The following is a 19,188-nucleotide window of genomic DNA, read 5'->3' as shown; positions in this document are numbered from 1 at the left end:
ATAAATATAAATAAGCAATCGTTACCGTAAGAGCTCAATACTAATCTTTTAGTTAACTTAATCCATCATTAGGTTAAACGTTTTTAATTTTAATCTCCCAATTTCTACACTCTATAAATTTCGCATACACGGCAAATTGATGTAATATCTGCTTACAATAAGAAATAAATAGTTACTTTAAATGGTAGGTATTTACAGCCAATGCATAAAGGAAAATTAGATATGACGTCAAAAATACATATAAAAAATAAAGAGATTCTGTTTCCAAAAGAATACAACTTATTATCCATTACTACCCCTTCAAGCCATATTTCCTACGCAAGTAAAGAATTTTGTGAAGTCGCGGGTTTCACATTAGATGAAATCGTTAATAAGCCTCATAACGTTGTTCGTCACCCTGATATGCCGCCAGACGCATTTAAAGATATGTGGGCTCACCTTAAAGAAAAAAAATCATGGATGGGATTAGTTAAAAACCGCTGTAAAGATGGCAATTACTACTGGGTTGACGCTTTTGCCTCTCCTATTTTAAAAGATGGGGCTATTCAAGAATATCAGTCTGTTCGCTTATGCCCTTCACGCGAACACGTTAAAAATGCAGAAAAAGTGTATGCTGTATTAAAGTCAGGCAATAAACCATTAAAAATGAAACTGCCAAGAACGCGTTTATGGCAACGTTATGCGTTAACTCTTATTCCTAACTTTGCAATCTCTGCAGCAATGACTCAAGCGTCACCGTTACTAGGATTAGCTGCTTTTGCTGGGCTCTCACTCATTAGTACCTATTCGTTAACACGTCGTTTAGAAACCTTAACGACTAAAGCCAGAAAAGTGTTTGATAACCCATTAATGGAATTAATTTATACCAACCACATTGATGATATTTCAGAGATCGAACTGGCGTTAAAAATGCGCCAATCAGAAATCAATGCGGTTATTGGTCGTATTCAAGATTCAAATGAGAAAATTGAAACATTAGCACAATCATCAACAAGCAACTGCCAAGACACCGTAAACAATATTACGATTCAAAGTAAAGAAACTGCACAAGTCGCGAATGCAATTCAAGAAATGAGTGCCTCTGTTAGTGATATTTCAAGAAACGTACAAACAACAGCAGGGGCAACAGAGCATGCACATCAAATAACTGCTGAAGGTATGCTATCGGTGAGCGACACAGTTAAATCAATTGAAATGCTAGTATCACAACTGACCAACGCTTCTACTATCATTGGTACATTACAAGAACACGGTAATACCATTGGTTCTGCATTAACGGTCATTCAATCTATTGCTGAACAAACAAATTTACTCGCATTAAATGCCGCTATTGAAGCCGCTCGTGCCGGAGAGCAGGGGCGAGGTTTTGCCGTAGTGGCAGACGAAGTAAGAACCCTAGCTCAAAGAAGTCAAGAATCGACCAAAGAAATCCAAGAAATCATTTTGCATATTCAATCAAGTACGCAAGAAGCCGTACAAACCATAGAAGAAGGTAAAGATCTTTCTGAAGTGTGTGTTGATAACGCTAAAAGATCGGGAAATAAACTGCAAGAATCATTAGACCAAGTCAGTCGTATTTCAGATCAAAATACCCAAATATCTGTTGCGGTAGAGCAAATGGTCAAGGTAGCAGATGAAATGAATACCAATATTCAATTGATTAATAATGTCAGTTTAGAAACAACCAATCTTGCGAATGGAACAATGGAAGAGTGCCAGACACTTTCAACAACGATTCACTCTCAAGGATCTTTAGTGTCTCAATTCAGAATATTAAGCTAATCAACTCATTTATTAAGCCTAATCTAAGAGAAGATTAGGCTTTTTATGCCAACCTCACTATACCTCTTCAATTTATGTCATAATCCTGATGCATGGGCTTTGCCCTAAGGACTGATTTAAAGGGAATAAAATGACTGCGACAGCCTATCTTAATGACTTAAACCAACGCTATTTATCAATTCATCGCACCAAAGAGAACTTCTTTTGGGACACCTATATGGGGTTAAGTGATGATCACCAAGGCTCTACTGAAGCCGAGACTGCATGGACCAATTTTCTAAGTAACGCAAAACAAATTGCACTAATCAAAGAGCAACTTTCTCTTGCTGAAAATATTGTAGATAGCATTGAAAAAGAACAAACCTTAATTGGATTACAAGGATGGTTAGCTACATTTGAAGCGCACGCAATTGACTCTGAACAAGCTCAAACTCTAAAGTCAGAGTTAATTAAGTTTGAAGCTGGGCTGTTTGAGAAAAAGCAAAAACACACCATGACGTATGTAAACGAAGAAGGCAAAACGGTTGAAGGCTCTCTTCCTGTGCTCGCTTCTGTTGTTCGCACTAGCTCTGATGAAAGTACCCGTCAATCTGCACACCAAGCATTTCTGAGCTTAGAGCAATGGCTATTACAAAACGGGTTTATTGAATTAATTAAACTGCGTAACAAATTTGCTCGCTCTCAAGGTTTTGATACTTTCTTTGATTACTCAGTCACCAAAAAAGAGAAAATGAGTGCAGATGAACTGTTTGCCATTTTGGATGATTTTGAAGTCCGTACTCGTGATTGTAATCAAACCAGTTTAAATCAACTCGCCGCAGATAAAGGCAATAATGCGTTACTCGCTCACAACTTTATCTTCTCGTTTGCTGGCGATGTCATGCGTGAATTAGACCCTTATGTGCCGTTTTCTAAATCGCTGCGTCGTTGGGTTGAATCATTCGGACGCTTAAACATCGAATTCTCTGGCGCAGAATTAACCCTTGATTTATTGGATCGTAAAGGCAAATACCCAAATGGTTTCTGTCATGGTCCTATCCCTTCTTTTTATGATGAAAAAGGTGAATGGGTTGCTGCAAAAGTAAACTTCACTAGTAACGCTAAACCAGACCAAATAGGCAGTGGTTATGATGGTATGAACACCTTATTCCATGAGGGCGGGCATGCTGCACATTTCTCTAATGTAAAAATGAATGCTCCGTGTTTCTCACAAGAGTTTGCACCAACATCAATGGCCTATGCTGAAACACAATCTATGTTCTGCGACAGCCTATTAGAAGATGCAGATTGGCTAAAACAGTATGCTCTCGATGCCGATGGCAATTCAGTTCCTGATTCAATAATCAAAGCGATGATCGACAGTAAACAACCTTTCCGTGCATACCAAGAGCGCAGTATTCTCGTTGTTCCTTATTTTGAACGAGCGCTTTATCAATTAACAGATGAAAAGCTAACACCAGAAAATATTACGGCACTGGCTCGTGCAACAGAGAAGAACATTCTTGGCCTAGCGTGCAGCCCACGTCCATTAATGGCAATCCCGCACTTGGTTTCTGATGAAGCCGCTTGCGCATACCATGGTTATTTAATTGCGCACATGGCGGTATATCAAACTCGTGCTTATTTTACAGAGAAATTTGGTTACTTAACCGACAACCCTAAGATTGGTCCATTATTAGCAAAACATTATTGGAATGCCGGTAACAGCGTTAGCCATAACGAGTCAATTATTGCTTTAACTGGTGAAGGTTTTAACGCAAAGTATCTCGCTGATAAGTGTAATTTATCGGTTGAAGAGGCATGGAAGTCGGAGCAAGAGAAGATCGCAGAATTAGCTTCTCGAAGTCAATCCGAGGTAGCGCCATTAAACGCCTCTATCACTATTATTGATGGCGCTAAAACGCTAGCAAGCAATACAGATTCAAACACAAAAATGTGTGATGAATTTGAAGCCTATATTATGAAAACATACGGTCGTTAAACTTATTACAGGGTGCTATTTATACCACCCTGCTTATTTCAATATAGATAAATTAGAATTCTCAGCTTGAAAATAAAGCTGTTCAATTAAACGCGCTTGCTCTAATTGATCAATAGTTCCATTATCAATCAGCAATTGTTGATCTTTTAAAATATTAATTAAATCTGTCGGCACAGAATCTCCATTACCAACAATTTCTACGTGACCTGCTTGTACCGTTACCAAATCCGTATTAGCCCTATTATCTACCTGATTATTTGATTGCTCATTGACGCTGAATACATAATCATCTTCAAGGCAAATACCCTCATCATTGGTTCTTCGGCACGTATTACGCTCATCTGTTTTGATAACTAAATGTTGAGATACAGAAGCAACAAGCTCTCCCGGTTGCTCAATAAAGTCAGCATTAGGGGGGATCTGTTGGTACTTCTCTCCAGTAACTGCATAACAAATTAAATCGACAATCCCCAAAGAAAGAATTCTTAAAGGCGTGATACCACAATGTGACGATATTTCAATACCATTAAATGGCGAAGAGATGGTTGTAAGTTGCAATTGTTTTGTAACGACTTTTTTCTCATCCTCTCTATCAACCGTAAGTGCCCGACGAGCGACCAAACCACCTTGACTATGTCCAATTACATGCAGGGATTGATTAGGGTTTTCATTTGATAATTTATTTAAGGCAGAAACCAGTTCGCCAGAGGTTTCTTCTAAACTTTTTCTATCATCATATTCAAAACAAATGGCTTGTTGATCATATAAACCATAGACATCCGCTAAGGTTTTAAATTGGCCAGCAGAAGCGAAGCAATCATGAGCGATAATGGTTAACGGTTCATCTGGATTTAAATGAATGCGGTTATCACTCGTATTATTACAATGCTTTAAGCCATCAATCTGTAAGGTTTGTTTGGTCAACATGGTTGGTTCTTCAACCTTATCAATATCATTGACTGAAGCTGACGAAAACCAACCAGACCGAAGAATACTCCAACGCTGGCACATCGCAAAAAGTCGATTTGATTCATTAAGTTCATCCATAAACACAATATAAAATAATAATAGAGTATTTTTTATTCCATTATTACCCTTAGATGAAGAACATTAACAAACTATTCGACAGCTCTCTTGTTATTGCCGCAGATCAAAGCCAAGAAGGTAACAGCCCAGTAACTCTAAGTTGGGGTGAAAAGCTCACCTCACGCTTTCTTTCTATTTATTTCTAAAACCAATAAACACCCATTGACAGTTTATAAAAAGCGAGTATTTTCAATGAAGTTAATTTTTTGAAGTCAATCGCAAAAAAAATTTAGTAAAAACAATGAATTTTTACATTAATAAATCATAAATCACATAAAATATCCATTTGATTAGCGCTTATTTCACTTCCATTAAAAACTTTTATCCGTACACTAACCGACCTATTTACAGTTAATGTTTTGTAACATAAAAAATGACTCGAAACCATACATCAGGGTTCACTTTAATTGAGCTAATTGCTGTCATTATTTTGCTCTCAATCATATCAATTAGCGCAAGTAGCTATTTCTCTGGAATTAGTAGCGTTTCTGCGCATACATTACAAACTGAATTACTACGTTCATTACGCTTAACTCAAACTCGCGCCATGAATAGAAGCGGTTACTGTAACCGATGGCTAATTAATTCAAACCGAGCTCAGCAAGTTAGCCTTGATAAAACAAGTGAATGCGCCACCTCCTTTCCAAATACCCAACGTAGTAATGAGTATCTTGAAAACGAAGACATTACTTATGTGGCTATTTTAGAAAAACAAAATGCCGACTTCGCCTTACAGATAGGGAATCAATACAATGCACTAGCAACACCTTTTGCTTTTGATTTTGATGTAATGGGACGAGTAATGCAGTGCAAAAACACAACTTGTGAAATTTTCATTAATGCTAAATCACAAACTAAAATCTGCATTGAAAAAGAAGGATATATTCATGCTTGCTAAACACCAAAAAGGATTTAGCCTGGTTTCAATTGTTCTCTCAATTGTTCTAATGAGTTTTGCCTTAATTATCATAACCACCTCACTCGTTCCTCGTTCACAACATAATGCTGAACTAATGTACTCAACAAAAGCCGCTGAACTTGGTGCCGCGGTAATGGATGAAATTGTAGGTCGCCAATTTGATCAAAATAGTGGTCCTAATGGGGGTTTACCTGTATGCGAGCCAGCAGAGATTCCCTGTACAGAACCAGACTATCTTGGTGAAGACGGAGATAAAGAAAAAGGCAATAGAACACTCTACAACGATGTTGATGACTTTAACAACTTAACTGGCTCTGTAAAAGATGTATTAGGCAATGATTTAGCAGGTATTTATCCTAACTTTTCTATTTCTATTGAGGTTTTCTACGACGCTAATTTAGATGGAAAACCGGATGCTATCAGCGGAAACTTAAAGCGTATCGTTGTCGATGTGGTAGACCCATCCGGTCAGCATTACGCTTTTTCAGTAATTCGAGGTAATTTTTAATGACACGCTCCCTTGGGTTTACTCTACTTGAAATGATTGTTTCAATTGTCTTATTGGCCGTTGTTGGGCTTTCTCTCAGCGCGATTATTCAGCACAGCATGTCTATTTATGCCGATACCACCACCCGTGAAGAGTTGCTATTACAAGGCCGTTTTGTCACAGAGCGTATGCACAAAGAAATTCGTGATGCCGTACCAAACAGCGTACAAATCAACCAAACAACACAATGCATTGAATGGTTACCAATCACCAATACCGCAGTCTATGAAGCACTACCATTAGCACCAGAATCTGCAAATACGATGAGAGTATTACCAGAGCATGGTTTTGTTCAATCAGAGCGCGTGGTTATTATGCCAATTAATGCTCAAGACTTACTTGATGATATACCAAGCAATGGCGTAGATCGCGTCGCTGAGGTTAAAAACAATATCGATTTTACGCCAGCCCCTGAAGCTACAACCGTAGAAATTGAGTTTACTCAAGAAACCAGTTTTACGGCAAACTCCCCTGCCCATCGCTTATTTGCCTACAAAACCCCTGTGGCTTATTGCTTAGAAGACAGCCTATTATATCGTTATGCAAATTATCCGTTGTCTCGCAGTGAACTTTCTCCTGCTGAATTAAGTGCGGGAGATCGTGAGTTAATGGCTGAAAAAATCAAAAGTGTTCAATTTGATGTTAAGCAAGCTTCTCTCGTGCGTAATGGCTTAGTAAAACTGCAATTTGTCTTTAGTGACAATAATGAAGAAGTGAGGTTGGATCATGATGTCCTTATCGCAAACACGCCTTAGTCATCATAATGGCTCAGCACTTATTCTTACTGTTTTTGTTATCGTTATTGTTGGTTTTTTGGCTCTTATGGCAACGAAGAACCAACAGAAAATGAGTACGCATATCGTGACTTCTATTATGGGCACGCGAACTAATATGGCAGCTCAATCTGGCTCTCAAATTGAGATCAGTCGTTTCTACATGGATAAATCAGGTAGTTGTTTTACTACTGATAATCCAGCAAGTATTTATACATTTAAAGGCGAAGGCTTATCGCAATGTACAGCAGAAGTAAAATGTACACCTATTGGCAAACTAGATTCAGGTAGAGAAGTGTATAACCTAACAAGTACAGCAACATGTAAATTTGGAACCACCACCTTGCAACGTATTATTGAAGTAGGTATTCGCAGTGATGACTAAACTTTTCTCTCGCTCACTCATTATTTCAGCCTTTAGCTTATGTTTGATGCCACTGAGTGCATTTGCTTTTCCGACCATTAATCCAAATACTTACTTTCCAGATGTTGCTCAAGGACATAAAAGCTCAGGGGAAAGTTGCTCGTACGCCCAATTAGAACTCAATAACTCAGCAAAGATTAATGAAACGAAAGGCGCTGCATTAAATTACTGCTCTAGTAATAAAGGAGCCGGATTACCCAGCAATAGCTGTGATGATGGGCATGGTAGTTATCAACTTTGTGAAATAACAGGCTATACTGCACCTTCTTTATCGCTAGGTAATTTTAAAACTCACTATTCTCCTAAAAATGAAGTCTGTAACTCTGGGCAAGAGGAGTTTAAGTCAAAGAAATACAATCGTATTGAGTTACGTAATTCATGTCGCGCTAGTTTTAAAAACTCAAGCGGCACTACTTATATTAGTAGCTTAGATCTAGAAGATAATGTGACTCTTACCTTACTATCCGGCGACTACTGGATTACTCAAATATCTACCAGCGGCAACGCGCACATTAAAATTTCAGGGAGTGTTCGTTTATTTGTTTATGATAATTTTCTTCTAAATAACAATACGAAAATGACTCTAGAACAGAATGCCTCACTTACTGTTATTGGATTTAATAATATACAACTAAATAACAATGCCTATCTAGAAGGCTATGTGTATGCGAATAACCTTCTTTCATTAAACAATGATAGCCATATCAATGGTCGAGTCTCTAGTAAGAAATTATTTATGGAAGGTAATAGCCGTATCAATAAAGCGACAACGCCACCAGAACCAGAAGCTTACCCTATACTATCTCTACGCTTAGATGAAGACTCGTGGAACGGTTCGATTGGAGAGGTCAAAGACAGCTCTGGCAACGGCTATGACGGTATCGCTATTAATAACCTTGCTCCTCAAAAAGACAACCCAGCCCTGCCTATCGATGTAGCCAAGATGGGGACTTGTGGCTATGGATCGTTTAATAAATCACAGCAGCAATACATTGAAGTTCCTAATAACAGCAAACTCTCTAATGAAGATACGATTACGGTCAGTGCATGGATAAACCCAAGCTCATACCCTTCTAGCGGTCGCCTTAATACCATTGTCTCAAAAAATGGTAATTATGAATTTCATTTAAACTCACATGGCCAAGTCAATTGGTATTGGGAGTTAAAAAACTCTCGCTACCCTATGAACCTAACGACGACACAAAGTATTCCCAAAAACCAGTGGTCGCACGTTACCATTCGCTATAACGCTCACGATAGAAATAAAGCCTCGATTTTTATTAATGGCGAAAAAGTAAAATCCATCACTGAAGACGTCTCTCCACTAAAACACTTACAGGTAAATAATCAGCCACTACAAGTAGGTAATGATTATGATCTAACTCGTACTTTTAATGGCTTAATTGATGAAGTAAACGTATTTGATCAAGCCTTATCTGACGAGCAAATTGAACAGCTATATGAGCTACGCCATCCATGTCCTGATGTGGTTTTACCTACCTGTTATGAAGATAATTTTAATAGTGGAAATTTAGACAGCAATTGGGTGACGAGCTCTAGTAGTGGCAGTTTTATTCCTAAAATAATCAATGGTCGATTACAATTAACTCAAGCAAGAAGAGCACAATCAACGGCTTCTTCTTATCAATATTTATACCCTGCTCTTGGTAACAAGATAGAGGTGGAGTTCGATTATATGGCGTATGGTGGCAATGGTGCTGACGGCCTTGCTATTGTATTTTCTGATGCAGAAATAACCCCTCAAGCAGGCGCATTTGGTGGTCCTTTAGGTTATGGATTCAAGAAGAACTCAGAAGCGGTAAAACCTGGTTTTGCTGGTGGTTGGCTAGGTATTGGTTTAGATGAATACGGTAACTATTCAAAAGAAGGAGGGTCAAAAAACCACAACTCTTACTCTACCAATCAATCTGTTGTACTCCGAGGATCAGGCCAGCAATACTCTGGATATAACTATATAGATGGAGAAAAGGTTTCTCCAAATATTGACGGAAATAATGGCAACTATAACACCCATCGTTATCGTATCACTATCGACTCAAGAAGTAATAATACAGCTAATGTAACCGTTGAACGAAGTGTAGAACCTAAGGGAAACACTCCTCGTTTTAACAAAATCATTGGGCCGATAAATGTACTGAGCTCTCAATACAATCAAGATGAAACACCTGAAAACTTCATCATGTCTTTAACTGGTTCAACAGGGCAGTTATATAACACTCATGAAATAGATAATTTCAAAGTGTGTGCTCTGTATTCAAAACCGATTGGAGAGCAAATTGACCATTTTGAATTTGACCACTCAGGGCAAGGCTCTACTTGCGATGTGTCTAACGTGACATTGCGAGCGTGTGCTGATGCCTCTTGCTCAAGCTTATTTACCGATGAGATTGATGTCACTCTTAATACAAGTAACTTAGGTGCGGATGGTTATTGGCTTGGTGGAAACAATATCACAATGAAAAATGGTATTGCGAACCTGTCCATAGGTAAACCAACTCAAGGGAATGTGAGCTTGAATGTTGATAGCTCATCTCCCTCAACAAAACCATTCAGCAACACCTTATGCAGTATTAATGGCGGTTCATTAAGTAACCAAAACTGTACTCTCAATTTCAAATCTGAGGGGTTAACCGTTACTGTTCCTGACAAATTAGCCAATAAACCCGTTACAGCAACTATTAAAGGCTGTGGTAGTTCATTTACTGGTACAAAAAACATTCAATTATGGTCTGATTATATTTCACCAAGCAAAACAAATATTATTGGCTCACCAAGCTTATATGGACTCGTTAATGATTCATGGAATGAGATAGGAAAACAAGAAGCGTCTCCGACTACATTCACGTTAAACTTTGCCAATAATGAGGCTCAAATTACGTTAAATTATATTGATGCCGGACAACTGCAACTCAATGCTAAATACGCAAAATCGTATAGCCAAGATATTGAAGGGAGCGATCAATTTGTCAGTTTTCCTGTTGGCTTAAGTGCGTCAGTAAGCGATAAAAACAATTCAAATGCTAACGGTCGTTGTCAATCAGAAGACACAAGTTGCTCCATTTTCGCTCATGCTGGTGAAGAGTTTAACTTAAACATTAAGGCTCACGCATGGGAGAAGGATAACGACACCAATTTAACTGATAATCCAGTAACTCCAAACTATGCTCAAAATAATTTAATATTAGACCACACACTTATTGCTCCTGCCCAAAACATTGGTGGCAATACAGGGAATTTATTAGTTAATACTTATAATCATGCTGCAAAACAAGACAGCACAAATTCGTTTAAGCAAAGCATTAGTGAGGTCGGTGTTTTTGATATATCAATCACGCCACCTATCGAGTACTTAGGCAGTAATGCATATCAGATTAAAGCCGCGAATACGGGGGCCATTGGTCGATTTATTCCGGCGTATTTTAGTTTATCTGCCGAACAACCTACCATCAAAAATGCTTGCAGAACTTATACTTACATGGGACAAACGTTCGTGTTTGATACCTTGCCAACGTTAGAGATAACGCCTCTCTCATACACAGGTGGTCGTTTACAAAACTACAGTATCGGCCAATGGTGGCGCTATAACAAAGAGTGGGATTTTAGAACCTATTCGGCTTCACCTTCCAATATTAAAGTGATAGACAGTGACTCGCTTTCTATCCTTGGTCGACGCGCAGGTTTTGCTTCTTCTGGTAATGTCATTAAATTGCCTCTGCAGAATAAGGTACAACTGCAAAATGCCAAACTGCGTTATAACAAACCGTTTGATCCGATATCACCAACCAATGACACCATCACTTTAGCGCTTACTGCTGAAGACATCGAAGATCAAGATGGCGTTTGTTATAAGTTAAATGCCACAGGCAATTGCCTTAATTATGATTTCCCTGCCACGCCTGAGCATCAGCAAAAGTGGGGACGAATAACAATGGAAGATGCGTATGGCTCAGAGTTAAATGCACTTCAATCGAGAATTGAGACTGAATATTACGATTCTGGTAGCTTTATTCGTAATGATGCTGACTCCTGCACAGTACTCGCAATACCTGATTTTTCATTTGATGTGGGTAAAGATCCAAATGCCTTGCCTGTAGGAAAAGGAACAACAGCTGCAAGTTTAACTAGTACCAACATAAATGATGGACTTACAAGTATGGACTTCACAGCCCCAGGAAATGGAAATCAAGGGCAAGTCATTCCTACCTTGTCATTAGTTAACCTGCCTTGGCTACAGCAAGACCAAGACAATAACGATTCTTTTGAAGATTTCATTAAAGCAACCATTCATTTTGGGATTTATCGCGGAAGTGATCGTATTATATGGAGCCATGAACAAACCAACTAAGTTCATACAGATAGCCATAATTAATAAGGAAGCATCATGAAAGACGATTACAGCTACCCAATTGGAACAAAAGGTCAACCTTGGGGTGAAACCGAAAAAGCGGCTTGGCTTGCAAGCATGACAGTAAAACGTTCATACCAAGATGAAGTTGTGACGAAAATTCAAGCATTAGCAGAGCGTTTTGATGTTTCTCAATATGGCGCATTATCGTATGACGAATCGCGCTTTCCATTATTGTGCATTAAAACTCGCCAATGGGATAATACAAAACCAACACTATTAATTAGCGGTGGTGTTCATGGCTATGAAACTTCAGGCGTTCATGGTGCATTGCAATTTGTGGACACCAAAGCTGAGCATTACAGCCAATGGTTTAATATTGTTGTTGCCCCTTGTGTTAGCCCATGGGGTTATGAAGTGATTAATCGTTGGAACCCAACAGCGACGGATCCAAACCGTTCTTTTTATGCAGATAGCCCTGCTGAAGAATCGGCAGGATTAATGGCATTAGTTGCATCACTTGGAACGCCTATTTTTGCGCACATTGATCTGCATGAAACGACAGACAGTGATGAAACAGAATTTCGCCCTGCATTAGCTGCACGCGATGGCCTAGAATACATTGAAGGTTACATTCCTGATGGTTTCTACACGGTAGGTGATACAGAAAAACCAGCAACGGCATTTCAAACAGCCATCATTGATTCTGTTCGTACCGTTACACACATTGCACCACCTGATGAGAATAACCAAATTATTGGCTCTGATGTGGTTCAAGAAGGCGTAATTGAATACCCAACGAAGAAGTTAGGCTTGTGTGCAGGTCTAACAGATGCTGATTTTGTATCGACAACTGAAGTGTATCCGGACAGCGACAAAGTAACAGCACAAGAGTGTAACGATGCACAAGTTGCCGCCATTGTTGGTGGCGTTGAGTATCTATTAGCCCAAAAGTAATAGAGAGCCTTCCTATTTAGCAAATAGATGATTCGGATCAAAAAGGACACCTTTTGAATGATTCATCTATTTTCTATCAAAACATCGTACACTTAGCAATCACAAGAAAATGAATATATAGAATTATTAATAAATTGTAATATATCCCACTAAAAAACACCCTTACTTACAATATTTCTCCGATGAAAAAATAAAAAATTCGTATTTTGTTACATTCTCTTAATGGTAAAATACGTGAAGTAATTATCTAAAAGAGAAACCTTATGTGGAACAAACTAAATAAGTCCATGATGTTTTGCCAAATGATGTTTGGCTTATCATTTTATGGTGTAATGGTTATATTAACTCGATTTTTCCTAGAAGAACTAAACTACAGCGAAGCTGACACCATGATGGTAGTCGGTGCCTTTTCATCGATTGGCCCTCTATTTGCTATCGCTGGTGGTTTTATTGCCGATAAATTTTTAGGCGCTTATCGCTCACTAACCATTAGCTACCTTGGTTTCTCTGTGGGCTACGCATTACTTGTCTTAGGCTCATACACCGCCAATGTTCCAATGGCATTATGCGGTATTGCATTAGCAAGTTACGGCCGTGGTTTAATGTCCCCTTCTTATCCAAGCCTTTACAAGCGTACCTTTGATACTCAAGAACATTTTGAAAATTGCTACCCTGTAAACTACTCAGTAAATAATGTAGGTGCACTATTGGGCCAGTACTTGTTCCCTATGTTCGTACTGGTGCTTGGCTTCCATGGAAGCTTCATGTTATCTGCCATTCTTGCTTTCTTTGCATTAGCGACATTAGTGGTTTTCCGTAAATCATTATTAACCGTTGGTGCGGATATTGACCAAAAACCAGTAAGCTCTAAAAATTGGGCTGCATTTTTAGTTACCTCTATTGCTATGATTGCACTGGTATTCTTCATGTTCTCAAACATGGATATTGGCCAAAACATTGTTTATGCGATTGGCCTTACCGCTATTGGTTACTTCATTTTCTTAATGATCAAATCTGAGAAATCAGACGCATTAAAAATGGGGACTATCCTTATCGTTACAGCACTGACCACCGCTTTCTTTGTTTACTACGGTCAAATGATGACATCAATGACCATGGTAACCATCAATACTATGCGTGGTGACCTATTCAACCTAATCCCTATTGCACCAGAAGCGTCAATGGCGATGAATCCATTATGGTGTATTGTCGCTGGCCCAATCATTGCGATGATATTTTCTGCTCTTGAGAAACGTGATATTCATTTTTCAACCGCAACCAAAATTGGATTTGCCTTCATTCTTACAGCCATTGCTTTTGGTATTTTAACCATGGCGGTAATGAGCGTGGGTGAAGATGTAATCATTCGTCCTGAAGTGTTTTTATTAATTCACTTCTTCCAAGCGTTTGCTGAAGTTATCGTAGGCAGCTTAGTGGTTGCATTCATTCTGTCTGTAGCACCAAAACACATCGAGGGCTTTTCTGTCAGTCTATTCTCTGTTGCGATGGCGTTAAGTGGCATTATTGGGGCGGTATTCTCAACCTCTATCGCTCAAGAGAAAGGTCAAGTCATCACTCAGGAATTTGTGCAAACGGTTTATGGCGGTTATTTCCAACTATTAACCATTCTAGCAGTTGTCATGGTTGCAGTTGCTTTTATTGCTTCATTCATTATTCGTAAGATGCTTGAAAGTAGCAAACATGCAGAAACAGCAGAACTAAAAGAACAAGAAGTATAATCTCACCTCTTTTTGAATATTATAGCCTTACTCTGTTCTTTAATAGAGTAAGGTTTTTTTATACCAAACTATCTATTTAACAAGTGTTGCCCCCCTCGTTTCAACATCGCTTCAAGTTCTATTAATTTATAAGGCTTACTCAACGCATAGTCCATTCCTGCCGCAATACACTGCTCTACTTCCATCGACGTCGTTCCCGCCGTAAGCGCAATGATCGGTTTACTATACCCGTTCTCTCTTAATTTTTTTGTCGCTTCAAAACCGTCCATTATTGGCATCCGACAATCCATCAGTACAATATCAATTTCATTCTTATTTAAAAAATCAATCGCTTGCTGACCATTTTCGGCAAACTCCGGAATAATTCCGATTTTGGCTAACATCATCTTTAAAATCGTCTGATTCATCTTATTATCTTCTACAGCCAAGATAGAAAGTTGCTCAATTGGAAAAGAAGAACCAACCTCGTAATCATTACTCCCTTGCTGAATAGAGGGTTCATTAAGTGGGAGCAATACCGTAAATTCCGTACCAATTCCCTCTTGACTAGACAACGAAATACCACCATGCATGACTGATACTAAAAACTGGCAAATAGACAAGCCTAGTCCTGTTCCTTCGAACTGCCTCTGACTCGAATTATCCACCTGAATAAAAGGATCAAAAAGACTGGTTTGCTTATCTTTAGGGATACCACAACCGGTATCTGATACGATTATTTGTAGTGCATTATTAACCCAAAAAACCGACAATATTATCTTACCTTCTTTGGTAAATTTAATCGCATTGCCAATGAGATTTACAATAATTTGTTGAATTCTATCTACATCACCTTGCAACATTTCGGGGAGATTTGGAGTCAAATTAACTTCAAAAGCCAGGTTTTTTTCTTCAATTTGGAGAGTGAATATTTGCTGAATAGTCGATATAAGTCGATTTGGTGAAAAGTTGCCCACTTTAAGAGCTAACATTCCAGCACTCATTTTACTGAAATCAAGCAAGTCATTAATAATCACTCTAAGCATCGCACCAGACTGATGTACTGTCTCAAGCAACGTACGCTGATATGGGGTAATAACGGTATCTTCCATTAGCTCAGCCGAGCCTAATAACCCATTAAGAGGCGTTCTGAGTTCATGGTTTATCATGGCAATAAAATCTCTAGTTGCTTGTTCTGATTTCTCAGCCCTTTGTTTCTCCTTAAGCGTTTCTTCTAATAATTTTTGTCTTTCAAAAGCTGCACTGAGCATCTCAGAAAACAAACTAAACTGATTCTCAATGGTGTCATACCATGTAGGGCTAGGAGGTAGAATAAACATAACTTGCAACGCGCCACATTGCACATCATCTTGGTGAAGGTAAACAATCAACTGAGTACACTCAGCATTCCAATCTAAAGAGTGTTCAGATACAGATAAATCACCAAATTGAATGCTATTATCAGTATAGTAAACACTAATATCATGCTCTTGCGTCGCTAGGCTTGAAGAGAGATGAATCGCTTGTATTGGCTCAATATTAACAAGATCTTCAAGTAATCGTTTCAATAGACCTTTAGTTAAAGTCTCTTGCAGTAATCGCTGGCTATACTCCAAAAAAAGAGCGTCAAGATAACTTTTAAATTTCAATAGAGCTACATCATTCTCAGCTTGCTTTTGCACCATAAGTAACGTGTCTTCAACCAACTTTTTGGCGCGATAAAGCTCATTACTTTTCTTTTCAAGTAAGGTTTCTGCGGCTTTACGAGCTTTTTTCTCTCGCTGAATTTTCCGGTTTAACAGCTCTATCATTTTCTCGTTATCCATCTTTACCCCCTTAATGAAATTACACCTTCAATAAAGTAAAACGAACTTGAGAACCATCTTGCTGTATCGCTTGCATATGAATATCTATATTTTCATTGAAGTACTCTGCACATCCTTGGATCAATCCAAAACATACATTAGAAAAACAGCGTGCAGAAATGTAATCCATCACCATTTCTGATTCTGTATTAGAAATAAAAACAAACTCTGGCGGGCTTGCTTGTTCATACAACTTCTTCACTTCAAGATGAATATAACGTTCTACTTGTTTAATAAAATCAAACGTATTAGACGACTTTCCCTCTATACTTGGCATGCTGCTATAAAGGGTAAAAAAAACCGACTTACCATAAACTTGCTGTAAATCTTCGATACTGATATTGGTTAATTTACTTAATGAGATAATCAACTTTACCAAATTCTTATGATCATAAGTACCGACAGAGGTATAAGCTCCATCATCATTATTATCATCTAGCATTTGCTGACACACTTCTAATCCAAAAGTATCTTCCACTAACTCTAAAAACTCTGAAAAAATAATCCCTTTCATATTTGATCCTATTTACAAACTAGCTCTATCTAAGTGTAGGAAGTACGGCTGAAGAAATCGAGTTTTTAACTCAACCAAGATCTTCTTTTCTGCTCCTGTTTCAGCATTTATCAAAATAAAGACACGACATTTATCTTTAAGTCTATACACTGGCCTCAATATTCATAAAAAATTAGTATATAGAGCTCTCCTCATATGAAGCCAACACTTCCATTAATGTCATTACTTACTCTTCTTAGCGGTTGCCAGCTAGAAAGCACTCTAGAACCAGAGGCTATTCAATGCAGTAACAATGAGTTCTTATTGTCATTACCAGAAGACATTCCTGATTATCGTCACGCTATGGCTAAGTTTTCACAAATTGGTGGCGAAAACCCTCTTAATTCAATGACTTTTGTTAGCCAATGTATACCTAAAACGCCTTTTAAAGACCTTGCTGAAAACAGTGCTACAGCGATCTTATCAACGGACCATAAAGGCGCAGGTCACGTCGTTCATTTTAGAATTAAAAGCAATGTTGCGTACGTAGAGCTCGCTGCACATACCAACCATTGGGCGGGCTCTTCCGCTGCACTGGCTGCGGTAGATCCTATAATTAAACGCAACCTGTTTTTAAACAGTAAAGTTGAAGACGTTATCGTTGGTGAAATTACCGACTAATTAGCTAGCACATTCCTTTATTGATAAGACTATGCATAAAAATCATAGAGTCTTTGAAAAATAGTCATTTGCCTCATACACCGCCTTTCTCTACTATGCGCGCTCTTCTTTTTAACCCTAAGAGCGCAGTATGTTTTCACAATCCATTTTCGCTCAATTGGTCAGAATGAGTGTGTTATTAGTTTTATCCCTTATTGCCGTTCATAACTCACCTGCTTTGTTGAATTTATTAGCTCAACAAGCCGTAAATAGTGGATGCCACCAGCAAACAGGTCAAGACGATAGCCACCACCATTCTCATCATCACCATTAAGAGCACATTATGAGTATTTTTCGTTTTCCACCACTAGTATGGCTTGGGATCGGGATTTTAATTATCAGTCTAGGGATCAGACAATCATTCGGCATTTTTATGATGCCAATTTCAGAGCACTTCCAAACCGGTCGTGAGTTTTTCAGTTTTGCTATTGCCCTACAAAACCTTTTGTTTGGTATTTTCCAACCATTTATAGGCATGGCATCTGACAAGTGGGGCTCAAAGCGCATCATTATTATGGGTGCTATCGCTTATGCAGCTGGCCTTGCTTTAACGTCTATTGCCACTGAATCAAGTATGCTTTATGTCTCTTTAGGAGCTCTCGTTGGTCTTGGGTTAAGTGCAACAAGTTATGTGATCATTCTAGGTGCAGTGGCTAAAGTCGTTCCTGCTGAACACGCAGCAAAAGCCTTTGGTTTAACCACAGCAGCTGGTTCATTTGGCATGTTTGCTGTGATCCCTGGCGCACAAACACTATTGCATGACTTTAACTGGCAAATCGCGATGCAAGTATTTGCGATGTTATGTGCATTGATGGTGGCTTTTGCGCTATTTATGAAAACTGCAAAACCATCATCACAAGGCGCGACAGTAGAAGACACTCAAACCCTAACAGAGGCATTAAAAGAGGCCTTTTCACACAAGGGCTATTGGTTAATACATGCTGGTTTCTTTGTTTGTGGTTTTCATGTGATGTTTATTGCAACGCACCTACCAAGCTACTTGGCGGATAAAGACTTACCAGCCTCAAGCGCAGCAATGGCATTGGCTTATGTGGGTATTTTTAATATCTTCGGTTCATACTTCTGGGGTGTGATGGGCGATAAGTACAGCAAGCGACACGTAATGTCTGCACTGTATTTTGTTCGTACTGTTGTCATTGGTGCGTTCGTCACTTTACCTGTAACAGAGCATACGGCGGCTATCTTTGGTGGCGCAATTGGTTTCTGTTGGTTAGGGACAGTGCCATTAACCTCTGGTTTGGTTCGTCAGATCTTCGGGGCTCGTTACTTATCAACTCTGTATGGTTTAGTTTTCTTTACTCATCAAGTTGGTAGCTTTTTAGGCGCTTGGGCTGGCGGTCGTATTTATGATTACTATGGCTCATACGAACCAATTTGGTGGTCTACGGTTGTTCTGGCTTTCTGTGCGGCATTAATTCACTTGCCAATTAATGATAAGCCATTGGTAAGAGTCAATGAGCAGCTGGCATAATTAATAGCGACTAAAAGAATTCAGTTTCATCATTGGAATACACGTACAAACTCTTGACGTGTATG

General features: G+C 38.8%; 15 protein-coding genes. 12 read left to right on the top strand and 3 right to left on the bottom strand.

Annotation, left to right across the window (positions count from 1 at the left end; all coding sequences use genetic code 11):
- The first annotated feature begins 222 nt into the window (after nt 1–222).
- On the top strand, nt 223–1,782 hold the full coding sequence (locus F8B77_RS03015) for a methyl-accepting chemotaxis protein (RefSeq protein ID WP_151653566.1): 1,560 nt from the start codon (nt 223–225) through the stop codon (nt 1,780–1,782).
- 130 nt (nt 1,783–1,912) lie between these two features.
- Nucleotides 1,913–3,763, top strand: a complete 1,851-nt coding sequence (locus F8B77_RS03010; RefSeq protein ID WP_151653564.1) for a M3 family metallopeptidase — start codon at nt 1,913–1,915, stop codon at nt 3,761–3,763.
- A gap of 33 nt (nt 3,764–3,796) precedes the next feature.
- On the opposite strand, the gene F8B77_RS03005 is transcribed toward F8B77_RS03010, so the two are convergent.
- Nucleotides 3,797–4,810 carry an esterase/lipase family protein gene (locus tag F8B77_RS03005; RefSeq protein ID WP_244298181.1) on the bottom strand — a complete coding sequence of 338 codons (1,014 nt, stop codon included), beginning with the start codon at nt 4,808–4,810 and terminating at the stop codon, nt 3,797–3,799.
- Between the two features lie 412 nt (nt 4,811–5,222).
- Between F8B77_RS03005 and F8B77_RS03000 the strand changes: the two genes are divergently transcribed.
- From F8B77_RS03000 to F8B77_RS02970, 7 genes are all read left to right on the top strand, one after another.
- Nucleotides 5,223–5,747: a prepilin-type N-terminal cleavage/methylation domain-containing protein gene (locus F8B77_RS03000; RefSeq protein ID WP_151653562.1), complete on the top strand. Its 525-nt coding sequence runs from the start codon at nt 5,223–5,225 to the stop codon at nt 5,745–5,747.
- Nucleotides 5,737–6,276, top strand: coding sequence for a type IV pilus modification PilV family protein (locus tag F8B77_RS02995; RefSeq protein ID WP_151653560.1), 540 nt, complete (start codon nt 5,737–5,739; stop codon nt 6,274–6,276). The genes F8B77_RS03000 and F8B77_RS02995 overlap by 11 nt, the downstream gene beginning before the upstream one ends.
- Nucleotides 6,276–7,070: a PulJ/GspJ family protein gene (locus F8B77_RS02990; RefSeq protein WP_151653558.1), complete on the top strand. Its 795-nt coding sequence runs from the start codon at nt 6,276–6,278 to the stop codon at nt 7,068–7,070. The genes F8B77_RS02995 and F8B77_RS02990 overlap by 1 nt, the downstream gene beginning before the upstream one ends.
- Entirely contained in the window at nt 7,042–7,473 is a 432-nt protein-coding gene (locus F8B77_RS02985; protein WP_151653556.1) for an MSHA biogenesis protein MshP, read from the top strand. Before F8B77_RS02990 ends, F8B77_RS02985 begins: the two co-directional genes overlap by 29 nt.
- Nucleotides 7,466–11,878: a DUF6701 domain-containing protein gene (locus F8B77_RS02980; protein ID WP_151653659.1), complete on the top strand. Its 4,413-nt coding sequence runs from the start codon at nt 7,466–7,468 to the stop codon at nt 11,876–11,878. The genes F8B77_RS02985 and F8B77_RS02980 overlap by 8 nt, the downstream gene beginning before the upstream one ends.
- A gap of 36 nt (nt 11,879–11,914) precedes the next feature.
- Nucleotides 11,915–12,835 (top strand): M14 family metallopeptidase, encoded by a 921-nt coding sequence (locus tag F8B77_RS02975; protein WP_151653554.1) that lies wholly within the window; start codon nt 11,915–11,917, stop codon nt 12,833–12,835.
- Nucleotides 12,836–13,098: 263 nt separating this feature from the next.
- Entirely contained in the window at nt 13,099–14,574 is a 1,476-nt protein-coding gene (locus F8B77_RS02970; protein WP_151653552.1) for a peptide MFS transporter, read from the top strand.
- 68 nt (nt 14,575–14,642) lie between these two features.
- On the opposite strand, the gene F8B77_RS02965 is transcribed toward F8B77_RS02970, so the two are convergent.
- Together F8B77_RS02965 and F8B77_RS02960 are read right to left on the bottom strand one after the other, a co-directional pair.
- The gene (locus F8B77_RS02965; RefSeq protein WP_151653550.1) at nt 14,643–16,379 is read right to left on the bottom strand and encodes an ATP-binding protein; all 1,737 of its coding nucleotides are present in this window, start codon (nt 16,377–16,379) and stop codon (nt 14,643–14,645) included.
- A gap of 19 nt (nt 16,380–16,398) precedes the next feature.
- Complete coding sequence (locus F8B77_RS02960; protein WP_151653548.1) at nt 16,399–16,932, bottom strand: heme NO-binding domain-containing protein; 534 nt, start codon at nt 16,930–16,932, stop codon at nt 16,399–16,401.
- Between the two features lie 195 nt (nt 16,933–17,127).
- Here F8B77_RS02960 and F8B77_RS02955 point away from each other — a divergent pair, with 195 nt between their 5' ends.
- The 3 genes from F8B77_RS02955 (at nt 17,128) to F8B77_RS02945 (ending at nt 19,123) form a co-directional block, all read left to right on the top strand.
- Nucleotides 17,128–17,592, top strand: a complete 465-nt coding sequence (locus F8B77_RS02955) for a hypothetical protein (protein WP_151653547.1) — start codon at nt 17,128–17,130, stop codon at nt 17,590–17,592.
- A 130-nt stretch (nt 17,593–17,722) separates the two neighbouring features.
- The gene (locus tag F8B77_RS02950) at nt 17,723–17,905 is read left to right on the top strand and encodes a hypothetical protein (protein ID WP_146864443.1); all 183 of its coding nucleotides are present in this window, start codon (nt 17,723–17,725) and stop codon (nt 17,903–17,905) included.
- A 9-nt stretch (nt 17,906–17,914) separates the two neighbouring features.
- Nucleotides 17,915–19,123 carry an MFS transporter gene (locus tag F8B77_RS02945; protein ID WP_151653544.1) on the top strand — a complete coding sequence of 403 codons (1,209 nt, stop codon included), beginning with the start codon at nt 17,915–17,917 and terminating at the stop codon, nt 19,121–19,123.
- Nucleotides 19,124–19,188: the final 65 nt, after the last annotated feature.

Source organism: Aliivibrio finisterrensis, assembly GCF_008933155.1.
Taxonomy (GTDB): domain Bacteria; phylum Pseudomonadota; class Gammaproteobacteria; order Enterobacterales; family Vibrionaceae; genus Aliivibrio; species Aliivibrio finisterrensis.
This window is presented reverse-complemented; position numbering and strand designations above follow the sequence as displayed.

What these genes read in the sequence shown, in the direction of transcription:
- F8B77_RS02990 (WP_151653558.1), top strand. Translation starts at nt 6,276, where the DNA reads ATGACACGCTCCCTTGGGTTTACTCTACTTGAAATGATTGTTTCAATT.
- F8B77_RS02975 (WP_151653554.1), top strand. Translation starts at nt 11,915, where the DNA reads ATGAAAGACGATTACAGCTACCCAATTGGAACAAAAGGTCAACCTTGG.
- F8B77_RS02945 (WP_151653544.1), top strand. Translation starts at nt 17,915, where the DNA reads ATGAGTATTTTTCGTTTTCCACCACTAGTATGGCTTGGGATCGGGATT.
- F8B77_RS02970 (WP_151653552.1), top strand. Translation starts at nt 13,099, where the DNA reads ATGTGGAACAAACTAAATAAGTCCATGATGTTTTGCCAAATGATGTTT.
- F8B77_RS02965 (WP_151653550.1), bottom strand. Translation starts at nt 16,379, where the DNA reads ATGGATAACGAGAAAATGATAGAGCTGTTAAACCGGAAAATTCAGCGA.
- F8B77_RS02985 (WP_151653556.1), top strand. Translation starts at nt 7,042, where the DNA reads ATGATGTCCTTATCGCAAACACGCCTTAGTCATCATAATGGCTCAGCA.
- F8B77_RS02995 (WP_151653560.1), top strand. Translation starts at nt 5,737, where the DNA reads ATGCTTGCTAAACACCAAAAAGGATTTAGCCTGGTTTCAATTGTTCTC.
- F8B77_RS02960 (WP_151653548.1), bottom strand. Translation starts at nt 16,932, where the DNA reads ATGAAAGGGATTATTTTTTCAGAGTTTTTAGAGTTAGTGGAAGATACT.
- F8B77_RS02955 (WP_151653547.1), top strand. Translation starts at nt 17,128, where the DNA reads ATGAAGCCAACACTTCCATTAATGTCATTACTTACTCTTCTTAGCGGT.
- F8B77_RS03015 (WP_151653566.1), top strand. Translation starts at nt 223, where the DNA reads ATGACGTCAAAAATACATATAAAAAATAAAGAGATTCTGTTTCCAAAA.
- F8B77_RS03005 (WP_244298181.1), bottom strand. Translation starts at nt 4,810, where the DNA reads ATGGATGAACTTAATGAATCAAATCGACTTTTTGCGATGTGCCAGCGT.
- F8B77_RS03010 (WP_151653564.1), top strand. Translation starts at nt 1,913, where the DNA reads ATGACTGCGACAGCCTATCTTAATGACTTAAACCAACGCTATTTATCA.
- F8B77_RS02980 (WP_151653659.1), top strand. Translation starts at nt 7,466, where the DNA reads ATGACTAAACTTTTCTCTCGCTCACTCATTATTTCAGCCTTTAGCTTA.
- F8B77_RS03000 (WP_151653562.1), top strand. Translation starts at nt 5,223, where the DNA reads ATGACTCGAAACCATACATCAGGGTTCACTTTAATTGAGCTAATTGCT.
- F8B77_RS02950 (WP_146864443.1), top strand. Translation starts at nt 17,723, where the DNA reads ATGTTTTCACAATCCATTTTCGCTCAATTGGTCAGAATGAGTGTGTTA.